Source organism: Uliginosibacterium paludis (assembly GCF_039631355.1).
GTDB lineage: Bacteria > Pseudomonadota > Gammaproteobacteria > Burkholderiales > Rhodocyclaceae > Uliginosibacterium > Uliginosibacterium paludis.
Window position 1 is genome coordinate 2,719 of record NZ_JBDIVF010000001.1, and the last position, 25,548, is coordinate 28,266.

At 62.7% G+C, this 25,548-nt stretch carries 23 protein-coding genes; 14 read left to right on the forward strand and 9 right to left on the reverse strand.

From position 1 onward, the window contains the following. The first annotated feature begins 9 nt into the window (after positions 1-9). The 6 genes from ABDB87_RS00010 to ABDB87_RS00035 all read left to right on the forward strand — a co-directional run bounded on the left by ABDB87_RS00010 (position 10) and on the right by ABDB87_RS00035 (position 10,776). Positions 10-5,868, forward strand: coding sequence for a VCBS domain-containing protein (locus tag ABDB87_RS00010; RefSeq protein WP_345922948.1), 5,859 nt, complete (start codon positions 10-12; stop codon positions 5,866-5,868). A 282-nt stretch (positions 5,869-6,150) separates the two neighbouring features. Then, positions 6,151-6,384: a hypothetical protein gene (locus ABDB87_RS00015; protein WP_345922950.1), complete on the forward strand. Its 234-nt coding sequence runs from the start codon at positions 6,151-6,153 to the stop codon at positions 6,382-6,384. A gap of 146 nt (positions 6,385-6,530) precedes the next feature. Further along, positions 6,531-7,727 (forward strand): efflux RND transporter periplasmic adaptor subunit, encoded by a 1,197-nt coding sequence (locus tag ABDB87_RS00020; RefSeq protein ID WP_345922952.1) that lies wholly within the window; start codon positions 6,531-6,533, stop codon positions 7,725-7,727. Beyond that, positions 7,724-8,434: an ABC transporter ATP-binding protein gene (locus ABDB87_RS00025; RefSeq protein WP_345922954.1), complete on the forward strand. Its 711-nt coding sequence runs from the start codon at positions 7,724-7,726 to the stop codon at positions 8,432-8,434. Before ABDB87_RS00020 ends, ABDB87_RS00025 begins: the two co-directional genes overlap by 4 nt. Before the next feature lie 9 nt (positions 8,435-8,443). Beyond that, positions 8,444-9,607 (forward strand): ABC transporter permease, encoded by a 1,164-nt coding sequence (locus tag ABDB87_RS00030; RefSeq protein ID WP_345922956.1) that lies wholly within the window; start codon positions 8,444-8,446, stop codon positions 9,605-9,607. Further along, entirely contained in the window at positions 9,607-10,776 is a 1,170-nt protein-coding gene (locus ABDB87_RS00035) for an ABC transporter permease (protein WP_345922958.1), read from the forward strand. The genes ABDB87_RS00030 and ABDB87_RS00035 overlap by 1 nt, the downstream gene beginning before the upstream one ends. A gap of 3 nt (positions 10,777-10,779) precedes the next feature. Here the strand turns inward: ABDB87_RS00035 and ABDB87_RS00040 are convergent, their stop codons facing one another. From ABDB87_RS00040 to ABDB87_RS00050, 3 genes are all read right to left on the reverse strand, one after another. Continuing rightward, the gene (locus ABDB87_RS00040; protein ID WP_345922960.1) at positions 10,780-11,442 is read right to left on the reverse strand and encodes an EF-hand domain-containing protein; all 663 of its coding nucleotides are present in this window, start codon (positions 11,440-11,442) and stop codon (positions 10,780-10,782) included. Positions 11,443-11,584: 142 nt separating this feature from the next. Then, positions 11,585-11,815, reverse strand: a complete 231-nt coding sequence (locus tag ABDB87_RS00045; protein WP_345922962.1) for a hypothetical protein — start codon at positions 11,813-11,815, stop codon at positions 11,585-11,587. A 68-nt stretch (positions 11,816-11,883) separates the two neighbouring features. Further along, the gene (locus tag ABDB87_RS00050; RefSeq protein WP_345922964.1) at positions 11,884-12,414 is read right to left on the reverse strand and encodes a Spy/CpxP family protein refolding chaperone; all 531 of its coding nucleotides are present in this window, start codon (positions 12,412-12,414) and stop codon (positions 11,884-11,886) included. A 255-nt stretch (positions 12,415-12,669) separates the two neighbouring features. Between ABDB87_RS00050 and ABDB87_RS00055 the strand changes: the two genes are divergently transcribed. Both ABDB87_RS00055 and ABDB87_RS00060 read left to right on the forward strand, forming a co-directional pair. After that, positions 12,670-13,359, forward strand: coding sequence for a response regulator (locus tag ABDB87_RS00055; RefSeq protein WP_345922966.1), 690 nt, complete (start codon positions 12,670-12,672; stop codon positions 13,357-13,359). 1 nt (position 13,360) lies between these two features. Next, positions 13,361-14,566 (forward strand): sensor histidine kinase, encoded by a 1,206-nt coding sequence (locus ABDB87_RS00060; protein ID WP_345922967.1) that lies wholly within the window; start codon positions 13,361-13,363, stop codon positions 14,564-14,566. 3 nt (positions 14,567-14,569) lie between these two features. On the opposite strand, the gene ABDB87_RS00065 is transcribed toward ABDB87_RS00060, so the two are convergent. Beyond that, positions 14,570-15,169, reverse strand: coding sequence for a hypothetical protein (locus ABDB87_RS00065; RefSeq protein ID WP_345922969.1), 600 nt, complete (start codon positions 15,167-15,169; stop codon positions 14,570-14,572). Positions 15,170-15,283: 114 nt separating this feature from the next. Between ABDB87_RS00065 and ABDB87_RS00070 the strand changes: the two genes are divergently transcribed. After that, positions 15,284-15,919, forward strand: a complete 636-nt coding sequence (locus tag ABDB87_RS00070) for an HNH endonuclease (RefSeq protein WP_345922970.1) — start codon at positions 15,284-15,286, stop codon at positions 15,917-15,919. A 244-nt stretch (positions 15,920-16,163) separates the two neighbouring features. On the opposite strand, the gene ABDB87_RS00075 is transcribed toward ABDB87_RS00070, so the two are convergent. From ABDB87_RS00075 to ABDB87_RS00090, 4 genes are all read right to left on the reverse strand, one after another. Next, positions 16,164-16,304 carry a hypothetical protein gene (locus ABDB87_RS00075; RefSeq protein WP_345922971.1) on the reverse strand — a complete coding sequence of 47 codons (141 nt, stop codon included), beginning with the start codon at positions 16,302-16,304 and terminating at the stop codon, positions 16,164-16,166. Between the two features lie 202 nt (positions 16,305-16,506). Next, entirely contained in the window at positions 16,507-18,417 is a 1,911-nt protein-coding gene (gene htpG, locus ABDB87_RS00080) for a molecular chaperone HtpG (RefSeq protein ID WP_345922972.1), read from the reverse strand. Positions 18,418-18,526: 109 nt separating this feature from the next. After that, positions 18,527-19,075 (reverse strand): transcription elongation factor GreB, encoded by a 549-nt coding sequence (gene greB / locus ABDB87_RS00085; protein ID WP_345922974.1) that lies wholly within the window; start codon positions 19,073-19,075, stop codon positions 18,527-18,529. Between the two features lie 45 nt (positions 19,076-19,120). Next, positions 19,121-19,363: a DUF3567 family protein gene (locus tag ABDB87_RS00090; RefSeq protein ID WP_345922976.1), complete on the reverse strand. Its 243-nt coding sequence runs from the start codon at positions 19,361-19,363 to the stop codon at positions 19,121-19,123. A 193-nt stretch (positions 19,364-19,556) separates the two neighbouring features. Here ABDB87_RS00090 and ABDB87_RS00095 point away from each other — a divergent pair, with 193 nt between their 5' ends. The 5 genes from ABDB87_RS00095 to ABDB87_RS00115 all read left to right on the forward strand — a co-directional run bounded on the left by ABDB87_RS00095 (position 19,557) and on the right by ABDB87_RS00115 (position 24,827). Next, positions 19,557-19,769, forward strand: coding sequence for a YdcH family protein (locus tag ABDB87_RS00095; protein WP_345922978.1), 213 nt, complete (start codon positions 19,557-19,559; stop codon positions 19,767-19,769). Positions 19,770-19,907: 138 nt separating this feature from the next. Then, entirely contained in the window at positions 19,908-20,756 is an 849-nt protein-coding gene (locus tag ABDB87_RS00100; protein WP_345922979.1) for an HDOD domain-containing protein, read from the forward strand. 235 nt (positions 20,757-20,991) lie between these two features. After that, positions 20,992-23,859 (forward strand): adenosylcobalamin-dependent ribonucleoside-diphosphate reductase, encoded by a 2,868-nt coding sequence (locus ABDB87_RS00105; RefSeq protein WP_345922981.1) that lies wholly within the window; start codon positions 20,992-20,994, stop codon positions 23,857-23,859. 411 nt (positions 23,860-24,270) lie between these two features. After that, the gene (locus ABDB87_RS00110; protein ID WP_345922983.1) at positions 24,271-24,483 is read left to right on the forward strand and encodes a hypothetical protein; all 213 of its coding nucleotides are present in this window, start codon (positions 24,271-24,273) and stop codon (positions 24,481-24,483) included. A gap of 221 nt (positions 24,484-24,704) precedes the next feature. Beyond that, positions 24,705-24,827, forward strand: a complete 123-nt coding sequence (locus ABDB87_RS00115) for a hypothetical protein (protein WP_345922985.1) — start codon at positions 24,705-24,707, stop codon at positions 24,825-24,827. Between the two features lie 123 nt (positions 24,828-24,950). On the opposite strand, the gene ABDB87_RS00120 is transcribed toward ABDB87_RS00115, so the two are convergent. Next, the gene (locus ABDB87_RS00120) at positions 24,951-25,358 is read right to left on the reverse strand and encodes a hypothetical protein (protein ID WP_345922986.1); all 408 of its coding nucleotides are present in this window, start codon (positions 25,356-25,358) and stop codon (positions 24,951-24,953) included. Positions 25,359-25,548 lie beyond the last annotated feature (190 nt).

A 25,548-nucleotide genomic window follows, 5' to 3' on the forward strand; every position in this document is an offset into this window, starting at 1 on the left:
GACGCGCCGGTGCTGGGCACCGTCACCAATGCCACGATTGCCGAAGTCGATCAGAGCAGCAGCACGACCGACACCGGTCTGACCGGCACCTTGTCCGGCAGCGATGTCGACGTGGAAACGCTGACCTACGGCATCTCCGGCGGCACGGTGTCCGGCACCACGGTCACCCTGGTCGGTACCTACGGCACGCTCACGCTCAACACCGCGACCGGCGTCTACAGCTACGCGAAGAACTCGTCCGCCATCGAAGCACTCGACAGCGGCGAAACGGGCACCGACGCCTTCACCTTCACCGTCAGTGACGGCGATGGCGCGCTCGTGACCCGTCCCTTCACCGTCACCGTCACCGGCGCGGATGACGCGCCAGTGCTTGCGGCGGTTACCAATGCCACCATCAAGGAAGTCGATCAGAGCAGCAGCACGACCGACACCGGCCTGAGCGGTACCTTGTCCGGCAGCGATGTCGACGTGGAGACGCTCACTTATGGCATCTCCGGCGGCACGGTCTCCGGCACCACGGTCACCCTGGTCGGCAGCTACGGCACGCTCACGCTCAACACCGCGACCGGTTCCTACAGCTACGCGAAGAACTCGTCTGCCATCGAAGCACTCGACAGCGGCGAGACCGGCACAGATGCCTTCACCTTCACCGTCAGTGACGGCGACGGTGCGCTCGTGACCCGCCCCTTCACCGTCACCGTGACCGGCGCGGATGACGCGCCAGTGCTTGCGGCGGTTACCAATGCCACCATCAAGGAAGTCGATCAGAGCAGCAGCACGACCGACACCGGCCTGAGCGGTACCTTGTCCGGCAGCGATGTCGACGTGAAGACGCTCACTTATGGCATCTCCGGCGGCACGGTGTCCGGCACCACGGTCACCTTGGTCGGCAGCTACGGCACGCTCACGCTCAACACCGCGACCGGTGCCTACAGCTACGCCAAGAACTCGTCTGCCATCGAAGCACTCGACAGTGGCGAGACCGGCACGGATGCCTTCACCTTCACCGTCAGTGACGGCGACGGTGCGCTCGTGACCCGCCCCTTCACCGTCACCGTGACCGGGGCGGATGACGCGCCGGTGCTCTCGGCGGTGACCAACGCCACCATCAAGGAAATCGCCCAGAGCAACAGCACGACCGACACCGGCCTGACCGGTACCTTGTCCGCCACAGACGTCGATGTGGAAACCCTGACCTACGGCATCTCAGGCGGCACGGTGTCTGGCACCACGGTCACGAAGACCGGTACATACGGCACGCTCACGCTGAACACCACGACCGGCGCTTATACCTACACCAAGAACACCTCGGCCATCGAAGCACTGGACGGCACGCAAAGCGGCGTCGACAGCTTCACCTTCACGGTAACGGATGGTGACGGCGCCCTGGTCACGCAAAGCTACAGCGTAACGGTAACCGGTGGGGACGACGCGCCGGTCAACACCATGCCGGCGTCTTACACGACGAAGGAAGACACCTCGCTTGCCCTGACAGGTCTGTCGGTCAGCGATGTCGATGCCGGCAGCGCAACGATCACGGTCACCCTCGTGGTCAACAACGGCGTCCTGAGTATCAGCGGAGGCAATGCCAGTATCTCGGGCAGCGGCAGCAATGTGGTCACGCTCACTGGCACGGTTGCTCAGATCAACTCCACGCTGGCAGCAAGCGTCACTTACCAGCCGGATGGCAACTACAACGGCACGGACAAGCTCACGATGACGAGCAGCGACGGCCGCAACTCTGGCAGCAGCACAACGCTCAGTGACAGTGACAGCATCGCGATCACGGTCACGCCGGTGAACGATGCACCGGTGAATACGCTGCCGACCTCGTGGAGTACGACCGAAGACACCTCAGTCAAGCTGAGCGGTCTGTCGGTGACTGACGTGGATGCAGCCTCCGGCCCCATGAGCATCACGCTCAGCGTGACAAGTGGCTCGATCGCTGCGAGCTCGACGTCTGCGGTCAGCGTCAGCGGCAGTGGCAGCAGCACCGTCACGCTGACCGGCACCCTGGCCAGCCTGAACGCCTATCTCGCAGCGAGCAGCACCGTGCCGGTCTATACCCCGGCCAGCAACGCGACGGCTGACGTAACGCTGACCATGACCACCAATGACAATGGCAACACGGGTGGTACGGCATTGACGGACACCGACACCCGCACCATCACGATCACGCCGGTCAATGATGCGGCAATGCTGACGGCGGACAGCGCGACCACCAATGAAGACACGACCGTCAGCGGCAATGTGCTGAGCAACGACACCGATGTGGACAGCACGCTCACTGTTGGCAGCTTTACCTGGAACGGCACGACCTATTCAGCCGGCGCAACGGCCACGATCAGTGGCGTAGGCAGCCTCAGGATCGGCAGCAACGGTGCTTACACCTTCACACCGGCGAGCAACTACAACGGCTCCGTTCCAACAGCCACCTATTCGGTACTGGAAGACGGCTCTGCGTCGGCCTCCTCCACGCTTTCGCTCGGCATCACGCCGGTGAACGACGCGCCGGTGAACACGGTCAAGACCTTCTCGACCTCGGCACCGACCACGGGCATGACCTACATCTCACTGGGGGGCATGTCTGTCACCGACGTGGATGCGGGCTCCTCGACCATCACGGTGACCTTCAAGATCAGCTCGACCTATGGAACCCTTGCCGCAACAGGCTCGACAAGCTACGGCGTCACTTCCAGCACATCGACGACCAGCGGAGTACAGACGCTGACACTGACTGGCACCCTCACCGCCATCAACACCTATCTGGCGCTGACGACCGGCACGAGCTCAACCGGTAACGGCTTGAGTTTCAGCACCACGTCAGGCAGCACGACCGGCACCGCAGATCTGACCATGACCAGCAGTGATGGCTCGCTGACCGACACTGATGTCACGACGATCACGATTGCCGAAACGTCGACCACCGGCAATGCCGACCCGGACACCGGCACGCTCACCGAGGACGCGACGAGCGCGCTGACCGGCAATGTGCTCACAAATGACCAGGGCGGCACGAAATCGGTCTCACTGGTGAGCTTCGAAGGGGTGACGCAAACCGTCGGTACGGCTTTCAGCACCAACTACGGCACGCTCACGATCACCTCGACCGGCGCCTACACCTACACCGTGAACAATTCGGCAGTGCAATACCTGGCCGCGGGCCAGAGCATTACCGAAACCGTTGTCTATCGCGAGACCTACAACGGTGGCACAGACACCTCCACCCTCACCATCACCATCACGGGCGCCAACGATGCGCCGGTAATCAGTGCGACCAGCGTCGCGGTGACCGGCACCGAAGACACGTCCTATGTGTTCTCCTGGTCGCAGTTCGGCATCACGGATGTCGATACGTCGAACACGCTCTATGTGCAGGTCACGACACTGCCCAGCGACGGCACGCTGCAGTACTACAACGGAAGCGCCTGGGTCTCGGTCACGGCCGGCCAGAACATCTCGAAGAGCGACATCGACTCCGGCTACTTCCGCTTCGTGCCCGACAGCAACGAGTCGGGGGCCGACATCTACGGCACCTCAGGCACCGGCAACATGAAGAACGATTACGCGTCCTTCACCTTCAAGGGCTACGACGGCACGACGACCAGCAGCGCGACCGGCACCGTCACCATCGACATCACCCCGGTTGCCGACGATGCCAAGCTCACCGTGGGCGGCGTATCCGTCATCGATGGCTCCACGCTGATCGTTACACCGCCGGACAGCAATGGTTTGACCGTGCGGCAGTACACGAGCATCGGCAACATCTCCACTACCACGGTGGACACGCTTGCCGAAGTGCAGAGCCTGCTGACCCTGCTCGACGCAAACACGGCGAGCTCGACCACGATCTCCACCACGCCGCAGAACTACACCGCCAACACCAACAGCGATCCGAGCGGCATCCCCACCGACGGCGCGACACGGATCACCGGTCTCATCTACCTGGAGGCGGGTCACACCTACACCTTCAGCTCCTACATGGATGACACCGCGCTGCTGGTGGTGGGGGGCACGGTGCTGATGGCCAAGCAATACAACAGCTGGGGCAACATCACCGCGACCAGCTACACCGTCACCGTCAGCGGTTATTACACCATCGACTGGGCGGTCTACAACGGCAACAGCATTGGCGCCTTCAAGCCCTACCTGTCGGTAGACGGCGGCACGGCCAAGGAGCTCACCAGCAGCAACTTCCTCATCTACAGCTCGCTCGCAGCCGTTGAGGCGGCAGGTGGCGTACATGACGCCGTCGTAGGCACATCGACCGCCGGCTACTATCCGGTCAGCAACAGCGGCGTTGAAGACACGGCCATCTCGATCTCGCCGATCACGATCTCGCTCTCAGACAGTGATGGTTCGGAATCCCTCGTCAGCCTGCTCGCCACCGACCTGCTCGTTGGCACCGTGCTGACCGACGGCACCAACACCTTCACCGCCACCAGTGGCAGCACCTCGGTCAACATCACCAGCTGGAACCTCAGCACGCTCAAGATCACGCCGCCGGTCAACTTCTACGGCAACTACAGTCTTGATCTGACGCTGACCAGCAAGGAAAACGCCACCGGCGAGCTGGCCACCAACTCCACCACGCTGACCATCCCGGTCGCCAACGTTCAGGACGCGCCGGTCTCGGCTAACGACACCGCCAGCGTGGTCGAAGATTCCGGCAGCTATGTGGTGAGCGGCAATGTCATGAGCAATGACAGCGACCCGGACGGCGACGCCATCACCGTCACGGCGGTCAACCGGCAGTCAGCCCTGCTCGGCACGGATGTTGCCGGCCTGTATGGCTACTTCCACATCAACGCGGATGGCAGCTACACCTACACGCTGACCAATGACAACGCCCAGGTCAATGCGCTCAACAGCAGTCAGACCCTGACCGACACGGTGAGCTACACCATCGCGGATGCGAACGGCGGAACGAGTACCAGCACGCTCACGGTCACCATCGTGGGCACTGCCGACACCTACGCGACCTCGAACTCGATCACCGGCACACTCGGCGATGACAGCCTCACCGGCACCAGCTCGGCAGACCTGATTCAGAGCCTGGCAGGCAGCGACTATGTCGAAGCGGGCGCCGGCAACGATGTGGTCCAGACCGGTGACAGCGGCCACAGCGCCACGCAGGCCGAACTCCTCGCCTCCAGCTTCATCACCACGGCTGACGCAAGCATGACGGACAGCGCGGGTCTGCTGACCGTCGCAGACAGCACCAACAAGGGCTACGGGGATCTCGTCAATGGCGGCGACGGCAATGACGCCATCATGGCAAGCGGCAGCGGCAGCCATCTGCTCTATGGCGGCGCAGGCAATGACTATCTGCTGGGCGGATCGGGCAGTGACGCCTTGCGCGGAGGTGCCGGAAACGACCGCATCGAAGGCGGCGCGGGAAGCGACGTACTGCGAGGCGACCTCGGGGCAGACGTCTTTGCCTGGTCGCTCAACGACCACGCCAGCACCGCAGGAACCACCGCAGCCGTCGCCGGAAACATCTATGGCGTGGCAGCGGGCATCCAGCTCTCAGGCACCACCGACATCGTCACCGACTTCAGCAAGGCAGATGGCGATGCCCTGGATCTGCGCGACCTGCTCAGCGGTGAAAGCCACCTGGGCCTCGACACCGGAAACCTCAACAACTACCTGCACTTCGAAACCACGACGAGCAATGGCGTCACCAGTACGGTCGTCCACGTCAGCACGACCGGCGGCTTCACCAATGGCGTTTACGACGCCAGCAAGGAGAACCAGACCATCGTGCTGCAGAACGTGAACCTGCTCACCGACGGCACCTCGAGCCTGCTCAACGACAACGCGGTAATCCAGGACATGCTGAACAACAAGCGCCTGATCGTCGACTGAGCGCGACGCGCTTCACGCTCCGAAGCCCGGCCCGTGCCGGGCTTTTTTTCATTGCCTGCTGTCAGCGCGGGACGTGTCGGGCAGGCCCGGACCCGAGCGAGTCTGGTCCGCATCGGGCCGATGACAACGGCGTTCTCCGGGTAATCCCTGAGCTGCATTGCAACAATGCAATCAAGCACTTAACCAGGATCAAAGAAGCCCTTCATCCCCTGTTCTCCAGGCACTTTCAGGCCTAGGCTGCAGGCAGGAACCCATCAGACCGCTTCTGGAGGAGACATGATCATGAACGGCGACAAACACGGCGTTTCCCGCACGCACAGCCTGGCAGCCAGCTGGTCCGGCTTCTGCCACAACCCGCATGTCCAGACCGAGTTCGCGGCCCTGATCCTTGCGCTCTTCGCCTTCGCCGGCGCCCTGATCGGCCTGCACATCACACCGATCGTCTGCGCCGCTCTGGCGGTGATTCTCGTCTGCGGCGATTTCGTCGACTGGCTGATCAGCCGCCGCGGGCACTGAGCGGCATCACGGCGTCCATCTGACGCCTTTTCCTGCGCGACAGTCATGTCATGGTGGCTGCCGCGCAGCTCTGCGTCCCCTTTCAGCATCGCCTGCCCTGAGCGATCCCGTACAATCCCGGCATGCCCACTGCCGGACCGATCGCCATGAACCAGGATGCGCTCGAAACCCTCAGGCTCCATCGCAACGCCCCCGTTCCCCCACGCAATCCCTGGCCGCACCGGCTGCTGATCGGCGTCGCGGCACTGGCCCTGGCAGGCGGCGTGATCTTCATCCAGGCCCGCAAACCGCTTGAAGTGGAAACCGCCCGGGTGACCACCGCCTGGCCCTCGCAAGGTCTGACGCTCCTGAATGCCACCGGCTATGTGGTGGCCGACACCAAAGCCTCGGTCGCCTCCAAGGGCACAGGGCGCATCGAATGGCTCGGCGTGCGCGAAGGCAGCATGGTGAAGGCCGGCGAAGTCATCGCCCGCATGGAAAATGCAGACATCCGGGCCCAGCTGGCACAGCGCGAGGCCAGCATCGAATCGGCGCGGGCGGCGCTCGCGCAGGCCGAAGCGGAGCACATCGATGCCGACTTCAACTTCAAGCGTCAGCAGGATCTCAAGGCTCAGGGCTTTGTCGCCCAATCGGCAGTGGACGCTGCCCAGAACCGCGCCCGCCAGGCCCTCGCGGCCGTGGCTGCACAGCGGGCTGCCATCCGTGCCGCCGAAGCAGCGGCCGCTGAAGTCCGTGTGGCGCTGGACAACACCGTCATCCGCGCGCCTTTCGCAGGCGTGGTGCTGACCAAGCAGGCAGACGTCGGCGATGTGGTGACACCGCTGTCGGCCAGCACCAATTCGAAGGCCGCCGTCGTGACCATGGCCGATCTGTCGACGCTCGAGATCGAAGCCGACGTGTCGGAAACCTCGCTCGCCAGGGCCCGCGTCGACCAGCCGGTGGAGATCCAGCTCGACGCCCTGCCCGGCCTGCGACTCGCCGGCCATGTCTCGCGCATCGTGCCGACGGTCGACCGCTCTCGTGCAACCGTCAAGTTCAAGATCCGCTTCGATGAAAAGGATGCCCGCGTCCTGCCGGACATGAGTGCGCGCGTGGCCTTTCTCGAGCGCGTCCTCAAGCCTGAAGAGCGCACGCCCCGCCTCGCCGTGAATCCCGCCGCCCTCGTCGAGGGCCGCGCTTTCGTCCTCTCCGGCGATCTGGCTGAAGCACGCCAGGTCAGCACGGGCAAGCCGCTGGGCGAGCTGATCGAAATCCGGAGCGGACTCAAGGCCGACGAGCTCGTGATCCTGAAACCTCCGGCACGACTGGAAACCGGCAGCCGGGTAGTGGAGAAGAAGTCGTGAGCGGGTCCGCAGCGCCAGCCCCCCTGATCCGTATCGAGCATGTGTCGAAACACTATCTGCGGGGCGGCGAGGCGGTACCGGTGCTGGCCGACGTCCATTTCGACATCGCACGCGGTGAATACCTCGCGCTCATGGGGCCGTCAGGCTCGGGCAAATCCACGCTGCTGAACCTGATTGCCGGGCTGGACCAGCCCAGCAGCGGCCGCATCGTGGTCGATGACACTGACATTGCGGGTATGAATGAGCGCAGCCTGGCGGACTGGCGCGCCGCAAACATCGGCTTCATCTTCCAGTTCTACAACCTCATGCCGGTGCTGAGCGCGCTGGAAAACGTCGAGCTACCGCTGCAACTCACCCGTCTGAGCGCACGCGAACGCCGCGAACGCGCGCTCACCGCCCTGTCTCTGGTCGGTCTGGCGGACCGGGTAAAACACACCCCCCGTGAGCTCTCCGGCGGCCAACTCCAGCGTGTCGCGATTGCCCGCGCCATAGTCAGCGATCCGACCCTCATCGTGGCCGACGAACCCACCGGGGACCTGGACCGGAAATCGGCAGAGGAAGTCCTGGCACTGCTCCTGCGCCTGAACCAGTCGCTCGGCAAGACCATCATCATGGTCACCCATGATCAGCATGCCGCCCAGGCCGCACGGGCTGTCCGCCATCTCGACAAGGGAGAGCTGTCCGCCCTGGTCGAAAACCGCGCCTGAGCCCTTGCCATGCTCGCCCTGATCCTCCGCTTCGCCCTGCGCAACCCGCTCCGGCACCGCTTGCGCAGCCTGCTCACGCTGGCCGGGCTCACCATCGCGATCCTCGCCTTCGGTCTGCTTGGCACGGTGGTTTCCGCCTGGTATGCCGGCGCAAACGCAGCCTCCGACAAGCGACTTGTCACCCGCAATGCCATTTCACTGACCTTCCCGATGCCGCTCGCGTATGCCGAACGCATCCGCGCAATCGAAGGCGTGACAGACGTTTCCTGGGAAAACTGGTTCGGTGGCGTCTACAAGGAGCCTTCGAATTTCTTCCCGCAGATGGCGGTCGAGCCGACGAGCTTCTTCCGCCTGGTACCCGAGTTCCGCGTCAAACCCGAAGAGATGCAGAATTTTCTGCGCGAACGGCGCGGTGCCATTGCCGGCCGCAAGCTCGCCGCGCGCTTCGGCTGGAAGATCGGGGACCTGATCCCGATCAAGGGCACCATTTTCGCGGGCGACTACGAATTCATCCTCTGCGGCATCTATGAAGGCGCACGCAGCAGCACCGATGAAGGCCAGTTCTTCCTGCGCTGGGACTACCTCAACGAGCGCACCCGGCAGCTCTTTCCCGGCCGGAGCGACAGCGTGGGCATCTACCTGATCGGCATTGCCGACGCACGCGACGCCGCCGTCGTGGCCCAGCGTGTTGACCGCAGCTTCGCCAACTCGCTCGCCGAAACGCTGACCGAGACCGAAAAGGCCTTCCAGCTCTCCTTCGTGGCGATGACCGGCACCATCGTCAATGCCATCCGCATCGTGTCCTGGGTCATCATCCTCATCATCATGGCGGTCATGGCCAACACGATGGCCATGGCCGCCCGCGAGCGCACCGCCGAATACGCCACGCTCAAGGCACTCGGTTTCAGGCCCGGCACCGTCGCAGCACTCGTTTATGCCGAGTCCTTCGCGCTGTGCGCCGCAGCCGCCACGGCCGGCATCCTGCTGACCGGCCCAGCAGCACGCGCAATCGGCAGCCGGCTGGACAACCTCTTTCCGGTATTCCAGGTAGCGCCCGAAACAATCCTCATGCAGATAGCGGCGGCGGCGCTGATTGCCTGCGTCGCCGCCGCCCTGCCGGCCCGCCAGGCCATGCGGGTGAAGATCGTCGAAGGTCTGAGGCAGGCCGGCTGATGAAACGGATTCCGCTCCACTACATCTGGCGCAATCTCGCCAGTCGCCGGCTCACCACTGCGCTCACCGCAGGCGGCATGGCGCTGGTGGTATTCGTCTTCACGGCCGTCCTGATGCTCGATGCCGGACTGCGCGCCACGATGGTTTCCACCGGCTCACCCGACAATGTGCTGGTCATCCGTTCGGGCTCAGGCACGGAGATCCAGAGCAGCATCGACGCCGATCAGCTCGGCGTGCTCGAAAGCCTGCCTCATGTGGCGCTCGGCGCAGACGGTCAGCTGATGGCCGCACGCGAATGCGTGGTGCTGTACTCGCTCGTCAAGAAGCAGACCGGCGTACCGACCAATGTCACCATTCGCGGCAGCACGCAGACCGGTCTCGCCCTGAGGCCGCAGGTCCAGCTTGTTGCCGGTCGCATGTTCCGCCCGGGGGCGAACGAAATCATCGTCGGAGCCAGTCTGGCCAAAAGCTTTGCCGGCGTGGAAGTCGGTCAGACGCTCGCCTTCGCCCGGCGCGAATGGCAGATCGTGGGCGTCTTTGACGCAGGCCAGACCGCCTTCAACAGCGAGATGTGGGGAGATGTGGAGCAACTGCGCCAGGCCTTCCGGCGCAGCCTGCATTCTTCGCTGATCTTCAGACTGGATGACATTCGCAACTTCGACGCCGTGAAAACGCTGATCGCCTCGGACCGGCGCCTGACCGTGGAGATCAAGCCCGAAACGCAGTTCTATGCCGACCAGTCGAAGGTGCTGGCCGGATTCATCAGCATCCTCGGGCTCACGCTATCGGTCATTTTCTCGGCAGGTGCCATCATCGGCGCGATGATCACCATGTATGCAGCGGTGGCCAACCGCACGGCCGAGATCGGCACGCTGCGCGCCATCGGATTCTCGCGCGGCAACATCCTGGTCGCCTTCCTGCTCGAGAGCCTGCTGCTCTCGCTGCTGGGCGGCCTCACCGGGCTGGCAGCCGCATCGCTGCTGCAATCGCTGTCGGTCTCCACCATGAACTGGCAGACCTTCTCCGAGCTGGCCTTCGCCTTCCGGCTGACGCCGGGCATTGCGCTCTCCGCACTGCTCTTCTCGCTGGCGATGGGCCTGATCGGTGGCGTGTTGCCGGCCTGGCGCGCAGCACGCCTGAATATCGTCAGCTCGCTTCGATCCGCCTGATCGCTAGGCCGTAATGGAGAGACCGCCCTGATCCCGGTGTCGCGGCGCCTCGGCCTGCTGACCATAGGCCTGCATGAGTTGCATCAGGCGGGCAAGGAACGCCTCTTCGTCGCGACTGCTCGTCGTCCCGCTACTGCCGCTGCTGCCGGTACTCGCTGCAACAGTGCCCGTCGCGCTCGCGCTGCTGTTCGACTGGTCGTAGGCCATGGCCTCCCGGAAACTGACCTTGCCATCACCATCGGCGTCCGCCTGATCGAAGTTGGCCACGATGCTGCTGATGAGGCTTGCGCGCTTGCTGTCCGAGCTGCCGATTTCCTCGAGCTGGCTGCTGAGTTCATCCTTGCTGAAGCCGGCATCGTTTTGCGGCGGTGGCGGCGGCATCATGCCCGAGCCAGCCATGGCCATGCTCATGCGCATGTCATTGAACTGGGCATCGAGACTGTCGGCAACGCTCTGCATCGAACTCGTGAGTTCGCTCTGCGTGACCTTGCCGTCTCCGTCCCCGTCCAGCATCGCGAAGACTTCATCGGGCTTGCTCTGCTGGTCCTGGATAGTCTCAAAGGCGGATTTGAGGTCCGACAGTTCGAAATACCCCTGCTTTTTCGTGTCCAGCTTCGCGAACAGCGAACTGGCCATCGAGCTGACCTGACTGATGTTCATTGCCATGATGCACTCCTTGCATGACCGATCGGATGCCCGTCGCCGCCTGAGCGCTGCGGGCCACGGCCTTTCCTTGGCAAGGAACCGGCCAGAAGGGATCCGCAAACTACGCAAATCACCGCAAACCAGTTAAAAAACAATCAAGAATTCATGCTTTCGGCATGTTCTGAGCTCTCCGGCAAGCGGCCCCGGCAAACATCCTGCAGGCCGCCGGCAATCCCTGCCGCGCCCCTGCCGGTTCGAATTCCGCGGCAGCGCTGGCCTTCCGGCACTTGCGGCAGAGCGCAGCGGCAAGATCTGCCAGTTTTCGCATCGCAGCCGGATAAAACGTCCGCGACAGACGAAAAAAAACCACCTGATACAGGATCAGGTGGCTCAAGACAGTCCCGGGGAGCCTGTGCCGGGAGGTGGCAACAGACGGGACAGTCCAACGCTCAGCTATTCGGTTCAGCGGCGCTCGCGCGGGCCTTCCTCACCCCGCGGTCCTGCCATCGGCAGACCGCCACGCTTGCCACCCTCGGGGCCGGCACGATGCTCGGCCAGTTGTTTCTTCTGTTCTTCGCTCAGCATCGTCAGAAACTCATGCTCGGCCTGAGCGCGCAGCAGGGCGAGTTCGGCATGCGCCCGGGATGCGCTCTGCGCGAGGTCCCTGGCTTTTGCCGGCGTGTAGTCCGGCGTGCCGACCAGTGCCCGGAGGGCTTCGGTCGCCTTGCGGGCAGCCTTCTGCTGGGCATAGATGGCGGGCGCCTGCTGGTGATGCAGCTGGAAGAGCTTGTCCTGCTGCGCTTCGCTCAGTTCGATGCCGGGCAGGCCGGGCAGGCCACCCATCGGCGCGCCCATCAACGGCATGCCGCCGCGCGGCATTTCATGCATGGGCAGCGCGCCCGGCGCCGGCCCTTCTTCAGGCGCTGCCTGGGCGAGTGGAGCGGCCGCGATCAGGGCAGCCAGGAGCAGAGAGTGGATTCGGGGGGCAGACATCAGGATCTCCTTTGAAATATCGGAAAACGGAGCACCCGAAGATCGATGCGGGGTGTCTCAGAGTGAGACGGATTGTGTGCCGTCGCTCTGTAAAACCCTTTCAACCACTCGCAAAACAGCACAAAAGCGTTTCAGCTGCGCGCTCAGGGAAACGACTTGCCGCTTCGTAAAAAACTTAAAAAAAACACGGAGATGCATCGGCTTCGCTGCTGCGCGTGGCTATCATCAGCTCACGCTCTACAGGAAATGGCACAGATGACTCGAGTACTACTGGTCGACGACGACGTCGAACTCGTCGCGATGATGAGGGAATACCTGCAACAGGAAGGCTTCACCGTGGAAACCGCACATGACGGCGAACAGGGTCTGAGCCGCGCGCTGGGCGGGGAGTTCTCGATCGCGGTGCTCGACATCATGCTGCCGCGCCTGTCAGGCATCGAAGTCCTCAATCGCATCCGCAAGCAGAGCAAGATGCCGGTGCTGATGCTCACCGCAAAAGGCGACGACATCGACCGCATCGTCGGGCTCGAACAGGGCGCAGACGACTATGTGCCGAAGCCCTGCACGGCACGCGAGATTACCGCCCGCATCCGCGCGATCCTGCGCCGTACCACCACCGGTTCGGCCCCGCAGGACGAAAGCCTGCCGGTCGTGGCCGGCATGCTCACGATGTGGCCGGATCAGCGCCGCGCACAGTGGCGCGACATGCCGCTGGAACTCACCAGCACCGAATTCAATCTGCTCGAAGTGCTGGCCCGCCACACCGGGCGCACGGTGAGCAAGCAGGAACTCTCCGAGCAGGGGCTCGGCCGTCCGCTGCAGAAGTTCGATCGCAGCATCGAAGTTCACCTCTCCAAGATCCGCGAAAAACTGGGGCTGCTGGACGACGGGCGCTCAGTCATCCAGACCATTTTCCGTCAGGGCTACCAGTTCATCCGGAGCTGATGTGGGTCGTCTGTTCTGGAAGCTGTTCCTCGCGATTTTCCTGACTCAGCTTGTCACCGCCTGGGGCGTCGGCGTCCTGTTCTGGATCAGCCGGCCGGTCTCGAACCCGACGTTCGAGGATCGCGAAGGGCCGCGCCCTTTCTTTCCCGCGCCGCCGCCACGGGATTTTCAGTCGGACCGCCCTCCTCCCGGAGAGTTTCGCGGCCCGCAGCCGCCTTTTGCTTCGGCCCCCGGCCCCCGGCCTGACGGTTCACGTCCGAACAATGACGAGTTCCGGCCGAATTTCTTCCCCGGTCCCCGGCACCGCAGCTTCCCCTGGCAGCCGGTCACGGTGGGTTTCATCGTGAGCCTGCTGTTTGCAGCGGGTCTGGCGCGCCACCTCTCCCGCCCCATTGTCGGATTGCGCAAGGCTTTCGGCGAGCTCGCCAGTGGGCGCTTCGAGCATCAGGCGAGCAGAGGTCGTCGCGTGTGGCCCGATGAACTGTCGGATCTCGCCATCGACTTCGACCGCACCGCAGGACAGGTCAAGATGCTCATCCAGAACCAGCGCCGATTGCTGCACGACGTGTCGCATGAAGTCCGCTCACCCCTGGCACGCATGCAGCTCGCCATCGATCTGGCCCGCCAGCAGCCTGACAAGACGGGAGAAACAATGGCCAGGCTCGAGCGCGAGTCGGCCCGCATCAATCGCCTGGTTGAGGAGTTGCTGACGCTCTCGCGCCTGGAAGCCGGCGCCTGCGGTGCATTGAACGAAGAGATCGACCTGCCCGGGATGCTCGCGGAAATCGTGGAGGATGCGCGATTCGAAGCGAGTGCTCGAGACTGCAAGGTCGCACTGCAAAGCATCGATCACATGAGCATCCAGGGCCATCCTGCCCTGCTCCAGCGCGCGATCGAAAACGTGATCCGCAATGCAATCCGGCATACGCCCGAACACAGCACCGTCTCGGTCAGCCTCGCTTCAGACACGCAGTACATCCGCCTCACGGTGGAAGACTGCGGGCCCGGCGTACCCGAAGACGCCCTGGAGCGCATCTTCGAACCCTTCGTCCGACTGCATCAGCCTGCCAGCCATGAGGGTTACGGTCTGGGGCTCGCGATCACCCGGCAAACCCTCGAGACCCACGGCGGGCAAGTTTCCGCCACCAATCGTCCGCAGGGCGGCCTGTGCATGACCCTGACCCTCCCACGGCCCTCGGCGTCCTGAGCCTCAGTCAAGCATCTCGAGTTCCAGCCTGAAACCCGAGCCCAGCAGGACTTCCGGCAGCGCCGCCTGCGTGACGGCCCGCGCGATGAATGCCTGCCATGCGTCAGCTAGCCGCCCTTCCGGCTCCAGCACCCGACTGGTTTCGAGCAGACCGCCGGGCCCGAACGCCAGCTCGATGCGCAGATGCCCGCCCGGCAGCGCCGGCCAGTCCGCTGGCATGGCTGCAAGCAGGGCGAGCCGGTAAGCGACCAGCCCCTCATCCGGACTCAGCGGCCGGAACGACTGCGCGTCGCCGGATGACTGCTCACCTGCCTGCGCTGGCTGCAGGGCTTCGACAGGGCGAGCGCGCACTTCCGGAACGAGCCGCTCCATCGGATTCACTTTCCTGGCGACAGGATCCGGCTGCCGGTCGACAGGCACGCGCGGAGAGACGGCTTGCGTCGCGACAGGCGTACCCGGACTGGCCTCTCGTTCCTGAGCGAGAAGCACGCCTCGCAGGCGGCTGACGCCCTCCGCCCGGCCCGCCTGCGGCAGGGAAACCGCGTCCAGCACCGCGAGGTGGATCAGGGCAGAAAACAGCAGCCAGCCCCATGACGGTCTCATCTGGGCCAGCCAGCGGGAAGGATTGATTATTCGGCGCAAGGCGACTAGCGTGTCGGCAATACTGGTGAAGCATAAAAATGGCATAAGCAGGACAGACTCTTCAGGAGAGTTCCCATGCGTCCGTCAGAGCGTCGTCTTCCCCCACCGGGGCCCGAACTCCAGATCGTGGCCAGCACGCCGCCAGCCCGGCGGCCGCTGATCCTCACGCTTGACACCCAGGGACAGCCGCACCGCTGGGTTACCTGGCAGCATGCCATCTTCTACTACTCACGCAACATGGTCGCCTGGGATGCGGGCGAAGCCTGCTTTACCTTTCATGGCGGCATTTCCCGCAAGACCGGACTGCGCTCGGTCATCACCGCAAACAGCATCATCGCCATCAAGGGTCGTGCGCTCTCCTCCCGTACCCTCAGGCAGATTCCGCCGCTGACCAATCGCGAGCTCTTCCACCGGGATCGTCACATCTGCGCCTATTGCGGACGCGAACATCTTCCCGTGCGCCTCACACGAGACCACATCAGGCCGGTTTCACACGGCGGCGCCGACACCTGGATGAATGTGGTGACGGCCTGCCGCAACTGCAACCAGCGCAAAGGCGCCAACACGCCCGAGCAAGCCAGCATGATGCTGCTCTACGCGCCCTATGTGCCGAACAAGGCGGAGTACCTGATCCTCTCGAACCGCAGCATCCTGGCAGACCAGATGGACTTTCTCGCCCATCACCTGCCCAGTCAGAGCAGGCTTCGCTAGGCGCCTGGAGAATCGGTAGACGCGGACGGAACAGCCCTTCCGCCTTTTTTCATGTCCGCCCCCCTGCATGCCGCGACGAGTCCGGATGCGGTCGTAAAGGAACTCGTCAAGGGAACCCGTTCGCGGAAGTCTGGCGGAAGAGCTCCGGCCAAAACCTGAAAATGAAAACCGGGCCTGCAGCCCGGTCAGCGCGGAGCGTCTGCCCCGCGATATCTGGCCCTGTCGGCGACAGGGCGTCGGTCGCTCAGTCCTCGGTTTCGTAGAGTCGTCCGGCACCGAACTGGGAGCTTTCGATATGAGCCTCGTCAAGATAGGCCTGACGTTCGAGATCGGCTTCGGAAGCCTGGATGTCAGCCTGATCGTGGGCGTGTACTGAATGGGTCATGATCCTCTCCTGATTGGGTTGCCGGGGCTCATCAACAGGTGGCAGCCGATGCGGCCGCGCATGTCGTTTTGTCATTGAAGTATGCTGCGTTGCAACAAGCAAGAAAGTTATCCGGATTTTCCCTGAGGTCTGAAGAACCACGTCACGGTCACAATGAAAAGGCCGCTTTCGCGGCCTTTTCATGTCTTCAGGTGAAAGCAGCTCAGCGGCTCATGTCCAGCATCAGCTGGTTCATGCGCTTGATGAAGCTCGCCGGGTCATCCAGCGTGCCACCTTCAGCCAGCAAGGCCTGGTCAAAGAGCACAGCCGCCCAGTCATCGAAGCGCGCGTCTTCACTCTTCAGACGCACCACCACCGGATGCTCCGGATTGATTTCGAGAATCGGCGCCGTGGTCGGCACATTCTGACCGGCCGACTTCAGAAGCCGGGCCAGATTTGCGCCCATCTCGTTCTCATCGACGACCAGACAGGCCGGGCTGTCGGTCAGGCGATGCGTGACGCGCACCTCCTTCACCCGCTCGCCGAGGCTGCCCTTGACCTTCTCCAGCAAGGGCTTGAACGCCTCGGCCTGCTCAGCCACCTTCTTCTTCTCTTCCTCGTCTTCCAGCTGGCCCAGATCCAGGTCGCCCTTGGCCACGGAAACGATCTGCTTGCCCTCAAACTCGCTCAGATAGGAAATGGCCCACTCGTCGATGCGGTCAGACAGCAGCAGGACTTCGATGCCCTTCTTGCGGAAAACTTCGAGGTGCGGGCTGTTCTTCGCGGCATTGAAGCTGTCGGCAGTCACGTAGTAGATCTTGTCCTGACCTTCCTTCATGCGACCGATGTAATCCTTCAGCGAAACGCTCTCTTCGGCGCTGTCGAGCTGCGTGGAGGCAAAACGCATCAGGCCGGCCAGCTTGTCCTTGTTCGCCTGATCTTCACCCAGACCTTCCTTGAGCACGCGGCCGAACTCGGTCCAGAAACCCGCGTAATCTTCCTTGCGGTTTTCGGCCATGTCTTCCAGCAAACCCAGCACACGCTTCGCGCAACCGGCACGGATGGTGTCCACATCCTTGCTTTCCTGCAGGATTTCGCGGGAAACGTTGAGCGGCAGATCCGCCGAATCCACCACCCCGCGAACGAAGCGCAGGTAATGCGGCAGCAGTTTCTCTGCGTCGTCCATGATGAAGACGCGGCGCACATACAGCTTCAGACCGTGGCGCGGCGTGCGATCCCACAGATCGAAGGGCGCGCGCTTGGGCACGTACAGCAGTTGCGTGTATTCATGACGGCCCTCCACACGTGCATGGGACCAGGCAATCGGATCCTCGAAGTCGTGCGACACATGCTTGTAGAACGCCTTGTAGTCGTCGTCCGAGATATCGTTCTTCGAACGCGTCCAGAGTGCATTGGCCTGATTGACGGTTTCCTCTTCGTCCGAGATGACGTTCTCCGCCTTCTCCTGGTTCCACTCTTCCTTCTGCATCAGGATAGGCTGGACGATATGGTCCGAATAGCGGCGGATGATGCTGCGAAGCTTCCAGCCGGAGAGCAGGTCCTCCTCACTCTCGCGCAGATGCAGGATGATGTCGGTGCCGCGCAGCGCTTTGGTGTATGGCTCGATGGAGTATTCGCCGGCTTCGTCACCGACCATCGAGCATTCCCACTTCACACCCGCGTCGGCAGCGTCCCCCGCGCGGCGCGTCAGCACGGTCACCTTGTCCGCCACGATGAAGGCCGAATAGAAGCCCACGCCGAACTGCCCGATCAGGTTGGCATCCTTCTGCTTGTCACCCGAGAGCTTGGCAAAGAACTCCTTGGTGCCCGACTTCGCAATCGTCCCGAGGTGGTTGATTGCCTCTTCACGGTTCATGCCGATCCCGTTGTCGGAGATCGTGATCGTGCGGGAAGGCTTGTCGAAACGGATGCGGATCTTCAGATCGGATTCGGACTCGTAGAGCGCTGCGTTGTCGAGCGCTTCGAAGCGGAGTTTGTCGCAGGCATCGGACGCGTTGGATACGAGCTCACGCAGAAAAATCTCGCGATTCGAGTAGAGCGAATGGATCATCAGGTGAAGCAGTTGCTTCACTTCGGTCTGAAAGCCACGCTTTTCGGCAGCGGATGTGGTCATGTTGTTCGTCCTCCAGAAGGGCTGATGTTTGACATCGGCTGATATGGAGACGGACCGCGGCATTTCAAGAGCCGAGATGCATGGCCCCGCACCGGGCACATGCGGCCGGTCAGCAGTAGCGGATCTCGATGATGTCGAGTTCGCGCATGCCGCCCGGGCTCGCGAAGCGCACCGTATCGCCCTCGCGTGCCTTCATCAGCGCTTTCGCCAAAGGCGAAATCCAGCTGATGAGCCCTTCGGTGGCATTTGCTTCATCCACGCCGACGATCTGGTAGGTGAACTCCTCACCATCCTGATCGCACACGCTCACGGTGGCGCCGAAAAACACCTGATCAAGATTTTCCTGCAACTCCGGATCGACCACCGTGGCCGACTCCAGACGCTTGATCAGGAAGCGGATACGCCGATCAATCTCGCGGAGCCGGCGCTTGCCATAGATGTAGTCACCGTTTTCCGAGCGGTCTCCGTTGGAGGCCGCCCAGGACACGACAGAAACGACCTCAGGCCGCTCGACGCGCACGAGCTGATCCAGCTCGGCTTTGAGTCGATTGAAACCACGCCGGGTGATGTAGTACTTGCTGCCTGCGGGAATGGATGCTTCGGGGGCGAGATCGTCGTCTTCGTCCTCGCCGTCCTCTTTGACAAATGCCTTGTTCATGGCGGGAAGGATGCCACAGCCTTCCCTTGCCGGAAAACCGCCGCACTACTGATAGATGGCAGGCTGGGTCAGGAGGGCGTCAAACCCGTCCAGGTTGAGATCGAAGTCGAGCTCTTCCTCTTCGTCGTCATGACGTTCCATGGCGTCCAGCAGTTCGCGCCGGAAACGGATGGCCGCCTCGCCCTCCAGGAATGCGCCGCGTGCCCGGCGCTTGTCGATAACTTCAATGGCCCCTACGGAGGGGTAGTCCACCACGTACAGCGCCGGATTGTTCAATACGATATTCATGCTGAACCTCCTGAAATGACGGACTTGCGGGGTTGGGATCAAGAGCGATCAGCTGCCCTTCCTTAGTGATATCGGTGCCGGAGCGCCTTTTCTCAAGTATCTTTTGGTGATCAATTGTTTCCCTGCCCCGGTGAAAAGCCTCTGAAAGCCTTGCAGCTCAAAGCCTTCGACGCAAAAAGGAAGGAATCCCCCGATGAGCAACATGTTCGAAAGCGCAACGAATCTTCACTTCCGGCTCGACAACCTGCGGGCGGAGCATCGCGAGCTCGATGAAGCCATCATGCGCCTGTGCTCAGACGGTACTGCAGACCGCCTGACACTCCAGAGGCTCAAGAAACGCAGGCTGCTGGTCAAGGACCGCATCGTCATCATCGAACGCACGATCGGCCCCGAGACACAGGCCTGACCCGCACCGATCCTTTCGCGACACCTCTAGGCCCGCCCGTTTGTCCTGTCGCGACGAACACCCCATAATGCCCCCCTCTGCCGCACGGAGCGATCAACCCAGGAATCGCGCTGGCGGCATCACCGCCGGGGGAGCGTGATGCATCTTGCACAGGAACTTGTTGCTGGCCAGCACCAGTTGGCCAGTTTGCCGGACATCTACTACAAGATCCGTGAGGCACTGAACAACCCGGACACCGGTGTTCCGGAACTGGCCAACCTGATTTCCATCGAACCCGCCCTCTCGGCGACCCTGCTCCAGATTGCCAACAGCGCCTTCTACGGTTTTCCACGCAAGATCGAAACCCTTTCCCGCGCGATCAGCCTGATCGGTTTTGACCAGGTCGGCGAGGTCGTGCTGGCTGGCACACTGGCCAGCGCATTTCAGGGAATCCGGCCGCAACGCATGGACATGCAACGCTTCTGGCGGGGCAGCATCCGGCGAGCCCTGCTCAATCGCCAGTTCGCACGCAACCTGGCCTTGCGCGACCCGGAGCGCAGCTTCATCACCGGCTTGCTGGCGGACATGGGGCATCTGGTGATGTACCGCGCAGTTCCCGATCTCATGGGAATCGTGCTCGAACTGCCCGCCAGCGGCATGGCGGATCTGGCCGACAAGGAGCGAAGCATCATCGGCTGTGACTTCTGCGAAGTCGGCGCAGCGCTCGCGGCGCGCTGGCATCTTCCTGCCAGCATCAGCATTCCGATTGGCGCCCAGCTCGATCCGGCCGAAGCGGGAGAAATGGCAGAAGATGCCGCCCGCCTGAGTCTCGCTGTGTCAGTCGCCGAAGTGCTCGCAAGCGGCGAAGCAGTGAGCGCTGGATGTCCGCTTGTGCATGAGGACGCCGCTACCCTGTCCGGCGTTGATCTGGCGTTGCTGCCGGTTTTTGCCGAGCATTGTGAAGAGCAGCTCGACTCGGTCATGCACTCGCTCGGTCTGCATCACTGAGCCCGGGCGGAAATCCCGCAGCATCGCTGCCATACTGAACGGAAAGCCGCTCCCTCCGGCCTTTTCGGCCCGCCTGCCCTTTTGAACAAACTCACTACATATAGTATTTCATTGCCGCACAAAAACTACATGTAGTAGCCTACGCGTCATTCACCGCAACAGACCTCCGTCAGCAGGCATCGCTGTCCGGGTCTGCATCCCACCTTCAAGAACCAGCCCGGGGAGTCATTAAAAAATGGATTCTGAAATCCGCGACGAAGTCATCTCAACCCTCGCCGAACAGGAAATCTCTGGCGAGATCCTGCTTGAGAAATACGCCAAGGGCGATGAAGCCTCCGTCACCGATGTGCGTCGCCGCGTTGCCCGGGCGCTGGCCTCCGTCGAAACCGAAGACAAGCGCGCCAAGTGGGAAGAGCGTTTCTATGAAGCCCAGGTCGCCGGCTTCATTCCGGGCGGCCGCATCAACTCCGCCGCCGGCACCTCGCTGGCCGCCACCCTGATCAACTGCTTCGTGCAGCCGGTGGGTGACTCCATCACCGAAGAAGTCGATGGCCGTCCCGGCATCTACACCGCCCTCTCGCACGCCGCTGAAACCATGCGTCGCGGCGGCGGCGTGGGTTACGACTTCTCCTCGATCCGCCCGGTGGGCGCCGCCGTGCGTGGCACCCAGAGCCGCGCCTCCGGCCCGGTCAGTTACATGCGCGTGTTCGACCGCTCGTGCGAAACCGTCGAATCCGCCGGTGCCCGCCGTGGCGCGCAGATGGGCGTGCTGCGCTGCGACCACCCGGACATCGAAGCCTTCATCCACGCCAAGGACGAAGGTGATCTGACCAACTTCAACATCTCGCTGGGCGTGAGTGATGCCTTCATGAGCGCCGTTGAAGCCGATGGCGACGTGGAACTGGTGCACAAGGCCGAGCCGGCCACCGACATCAAGGCCGCGGGCGCCTACCAGCGCGACGACGGCCTGTGGGTGTACCGCAAGGTGCGCGCCCGTGACCTGTGGGATCAGGTCATGCGCTCCACCTACGACCACGCCGAGCCGGGCATCCTGTTCCTTGATCGCATGAACAAGGACAACAACCTCAATTACTGCGAAACCATCGAGGCCACCAATCCCTGCGCCGAGCAGCCCCTGCCGCCCTATGGCTGTTGCTGCCTGGGCTCGATCAATCTGACCCGCTTCATCCGGCATGCCTTCACGCAAAAGGCCAGTTTTGACGAAGCCGCTTTCGGCAAGGTCGTGGCCACCTCGATCCGCATGCTCGACAACGTGCTCGACGCCACCCACTGGCCGCTCGAACAGCAGGCTCAGGAAGCCGCCAACAAGCGCCGTGTCGGTCTGGGCTTCACCGGTCTGGGCGACGCCCTGATCATGCTGGGCCTGCGTTACGACACCCAGGCCGCGCGCGACATGGCCACCCACATCAGCAAGGCCATGCGCGACTCCGCCTACCTCGCCTCGGTAGAGCTGGCCAAAGAGCGCGGCGCCTTCCCGCTCTTCAACGCCGACATGTATCTCTCCGGCGGCAACTTCGCCTCGCGTCTGCCGAATGAGGTGAAAGAGCAGGTGCGCAAGCACGGCATCCGCAACTCCCACCTGCTCTCGATCGCCCCCACCGGCACGATCTCGCTGGCCTTCGCGGATAACGCCTCCAACGGCATCGAGCCGCCCTTCTCCTGGACCTACACCCGCAAGAAGCGCATGGTCGATGGCACCCACAAGGAATACGCGGTCGAAGACTACGCCTGGCGCCTGTACAAGCATCTGGGCGGCAACACCGCCGAGCTGCCGGACTACTTCGTCACCGCGCTGGAGCTCTCCGCCGCCGCGCACAAGGACATGGTTGCCGCCGTCGCCCCGTATGTCGACACCGCCATATCCAAGACCGTGAATGTGCCGGAAGACTACCCCTACGCCGACTTCGAAGACCTCTACATGAGTGCCTGGAAAGCCGGCCTCAAGGGTCTGGCGACCTATCGCCCGAACAGCATTCTCGGCTCGGTGCTGTCGGTCGCCCCGAGCAGCCCGGCACCGGACGAAAAGAAGGCCCCGCACGACGTGCAGATGAGTGATGCCAACCGCCGCCTCACCATGCCCAGCCTGCCCGCTCCGGTGCTCTCCAGCCTGCGCTGGCCGGGCCGCCCGGAGATGCCGGATGGCAACCTCTCCTGGACCTACATGCTCAGCAGCCCGCAAGGCAGCTTCGCGATCTTCGTCGGCCAGGCCGAGAACGGCCGCCCCGGCCACAGCAAGCCCTTCGAAGTCTGGGTGAATGGCGCTGACCAGCCGCGCGGCCTTGGCGCTGTCGCCAAGACCCTGTCGATGGACATGCGCGCCAACGACCGCGCCTGGCTCAAGCTCAAGCTCGACATGCTCGCCCACACTGTCGGCGAAGCCTCCTTCGAGCTGCCCTTCCCGCCGCACGGCGAGCACAAGCGCGTGCCCGGCGTCGTCTCAGCTTTCGCCCAAATCATCCGCCACCGCTGCGAAGCCCTCGGCGCCTTTGAAGGCGAAGGCGAAACCCCGGTGAAGGACGCCGTGTTCTCGGTGGCCGAACCCAAGACCGGCGCCGACGGCACCCTCTCCTGGACGGTGGACATCCAGAACCCGGCCACCAATGAGGACTTCGTGCTGGGCCTGAAGGAAATCACCATGCCGGACGGCGTCACCCGCCCCTACTCCATGTGGCTCTCGGGCAACTACCCGCGCGCCCTGGATGGCCTCGCCCGCCTGCTCTCGCTGGACATGCGCGTGGTCGACCCGGCCTGGATCGGCATGAAGCTGAGGAAGCTCCTGAACTACCCGGAACCCCTGGGTGACTTCATGGCCTTCGTGCCCGGCACCCGCCGCCAGCAGAACTGGCCCAGCACCGTTGCCTATCTGGCCCGCCTGGTCATCCACCGCTACGCCATGCTCGGCGTGCTGGACGAAAACGGCTACCCGATGCGCGAAATGGGCATCCTCGAGACACCAAGGGAAAAGCAGGAAGCCCAGGTGATGCAGGGTCGTGCCTGCCCTGAATGCGGTAACCACACCATGATCAGGAAGGATGGCTGCGATTTCTGCACGGCCTGCGGGGCCGTCGGAACCTGCGGCTGAGCTCGGATCGGACAAACAAGGCGCCTGCGGGCGCCTTTTTTCTGCGCGCGTGCCTGCAGCGACAAATGACGGAAGAAAAGCAGCAACACACTTGCGGTAGATGACGGAAACGCGCACGGTGCTTGAGCCCCCCGCTCAGACAATGGAAGCTGTCGCTATTCAAGCGCCGACCCCGCATCACAATCGCGCAGGAATCCACGCCCGGATTGCGGCACTTTCCAAATCTCGAAGCAGCGCCTCGCATCCTCTGCGAGAGCAGAACAAAAGCGGGATCCACCTGCCCCGCCAGACAGGCTTGCCGCCCTCTCTCAGGTCACGAAACAAGGCCCAGCGACAAGGACACACCTTGCAACAGCATGGCTCCGCCCTCGCCTCTATGATGGATTCATCCCACTTCAGAGCGAGTACATCATGCTATCGAGACGCGAAATCGATCTTCTGGCCGAGTTCTATGAAACCCCGATGTTGTCTGAGGTTTCCAAAGACAACGTGCGCCGGGCTCTCAGCGAAGCTCACACAGCATCGGAAACTGCCGCCGTCATCGCGGAAGTTCGCCGCAGCCTGCACTACCTGCTCGAACGCCGACAATCCGACGATGTGGCCGTTCTGTCACGCGCAGCCTGATATTCAATTCAGCAAGTAATCCTTTTCGCCCGCACAAGGTCTCTGAGCGGACATCTGACATCAGTCATTCAAATGACATGATTCAATCATCAGATGCCGAATCAGGATAATCTGCTTCAATCATCCGATTTAAAACTTCAGTTTGCCTGACAAATATTGCTCGCCAATACTGTACTCATGGTTGTTCAATAAGCAATAACCCTGAACAGAGAGGATTCATCATGAGCAAGAAAATACAGAACGTGGTTCATATCGGGCGCAATATTCTGGGAGTTGTCGCCCTCGGCTCCGCAGCGCTTACGCCGATGATTCTCCAGGTAGCGCTGATCGCAAACGCTCACTGAGCGGGCGATCGGGTTTCGGGAGTCAGAAATAATGCCGCAGGTGGAGCGCTTGGCCCGCCTGCGGCATTATTCCGTCTGGAAAGGCGAAGCCCTTCCTGCAACGGAGCTTGATGGGTGAGGCTATCAACTGGAAACGCAACTGTTTCCAGCGATCGTGAAGCTGACGGTCGAAGATGTGCTGACGTCGTTGGCGGACAGCGTGAGTTTCAGCACCACCGTTCCGGCGCTGACAGGAGCGGTGAAGTACACCGTAGCGCCTGAACTTCCCACCAGTGTCACGGACGTTCCGCCGGTTTGCGTCCAGGCGTAGGTCAGATCGCTGGAGCTGACGTCACCGCTGTAACTCACGCTGGCCGTGGCGTAAGCCGCGGACGTGCAGTTCACCGTCTGCGAGGACTGCACGATGCTGTCGATCGATACGGAGTCCTCATCTTCCGTGGCAAGACCGCCCCCGCATGCAGCAAGCCCGAGCATGGCCAGGCTGGGCAGCAGGAAGTGCAGGCGCTTCAAGATCTGTCTGGCGAACAACATGGATGTTATTTCCTGTAATGAGCAGGAAATCATCCTAGCAAGCAGCCAAGCCAACCCGCGCAAGCAAACCCTAAACGGATTAAATCCGGCTCCAGGCCAGAGCCTCGGGCGCCCTGCCCGGGTTCTTGCTGAGTGATCAGACGCAACCCGAACCGAGGCAGGGAAAATGCGGGCATCGGGATGATTCAGC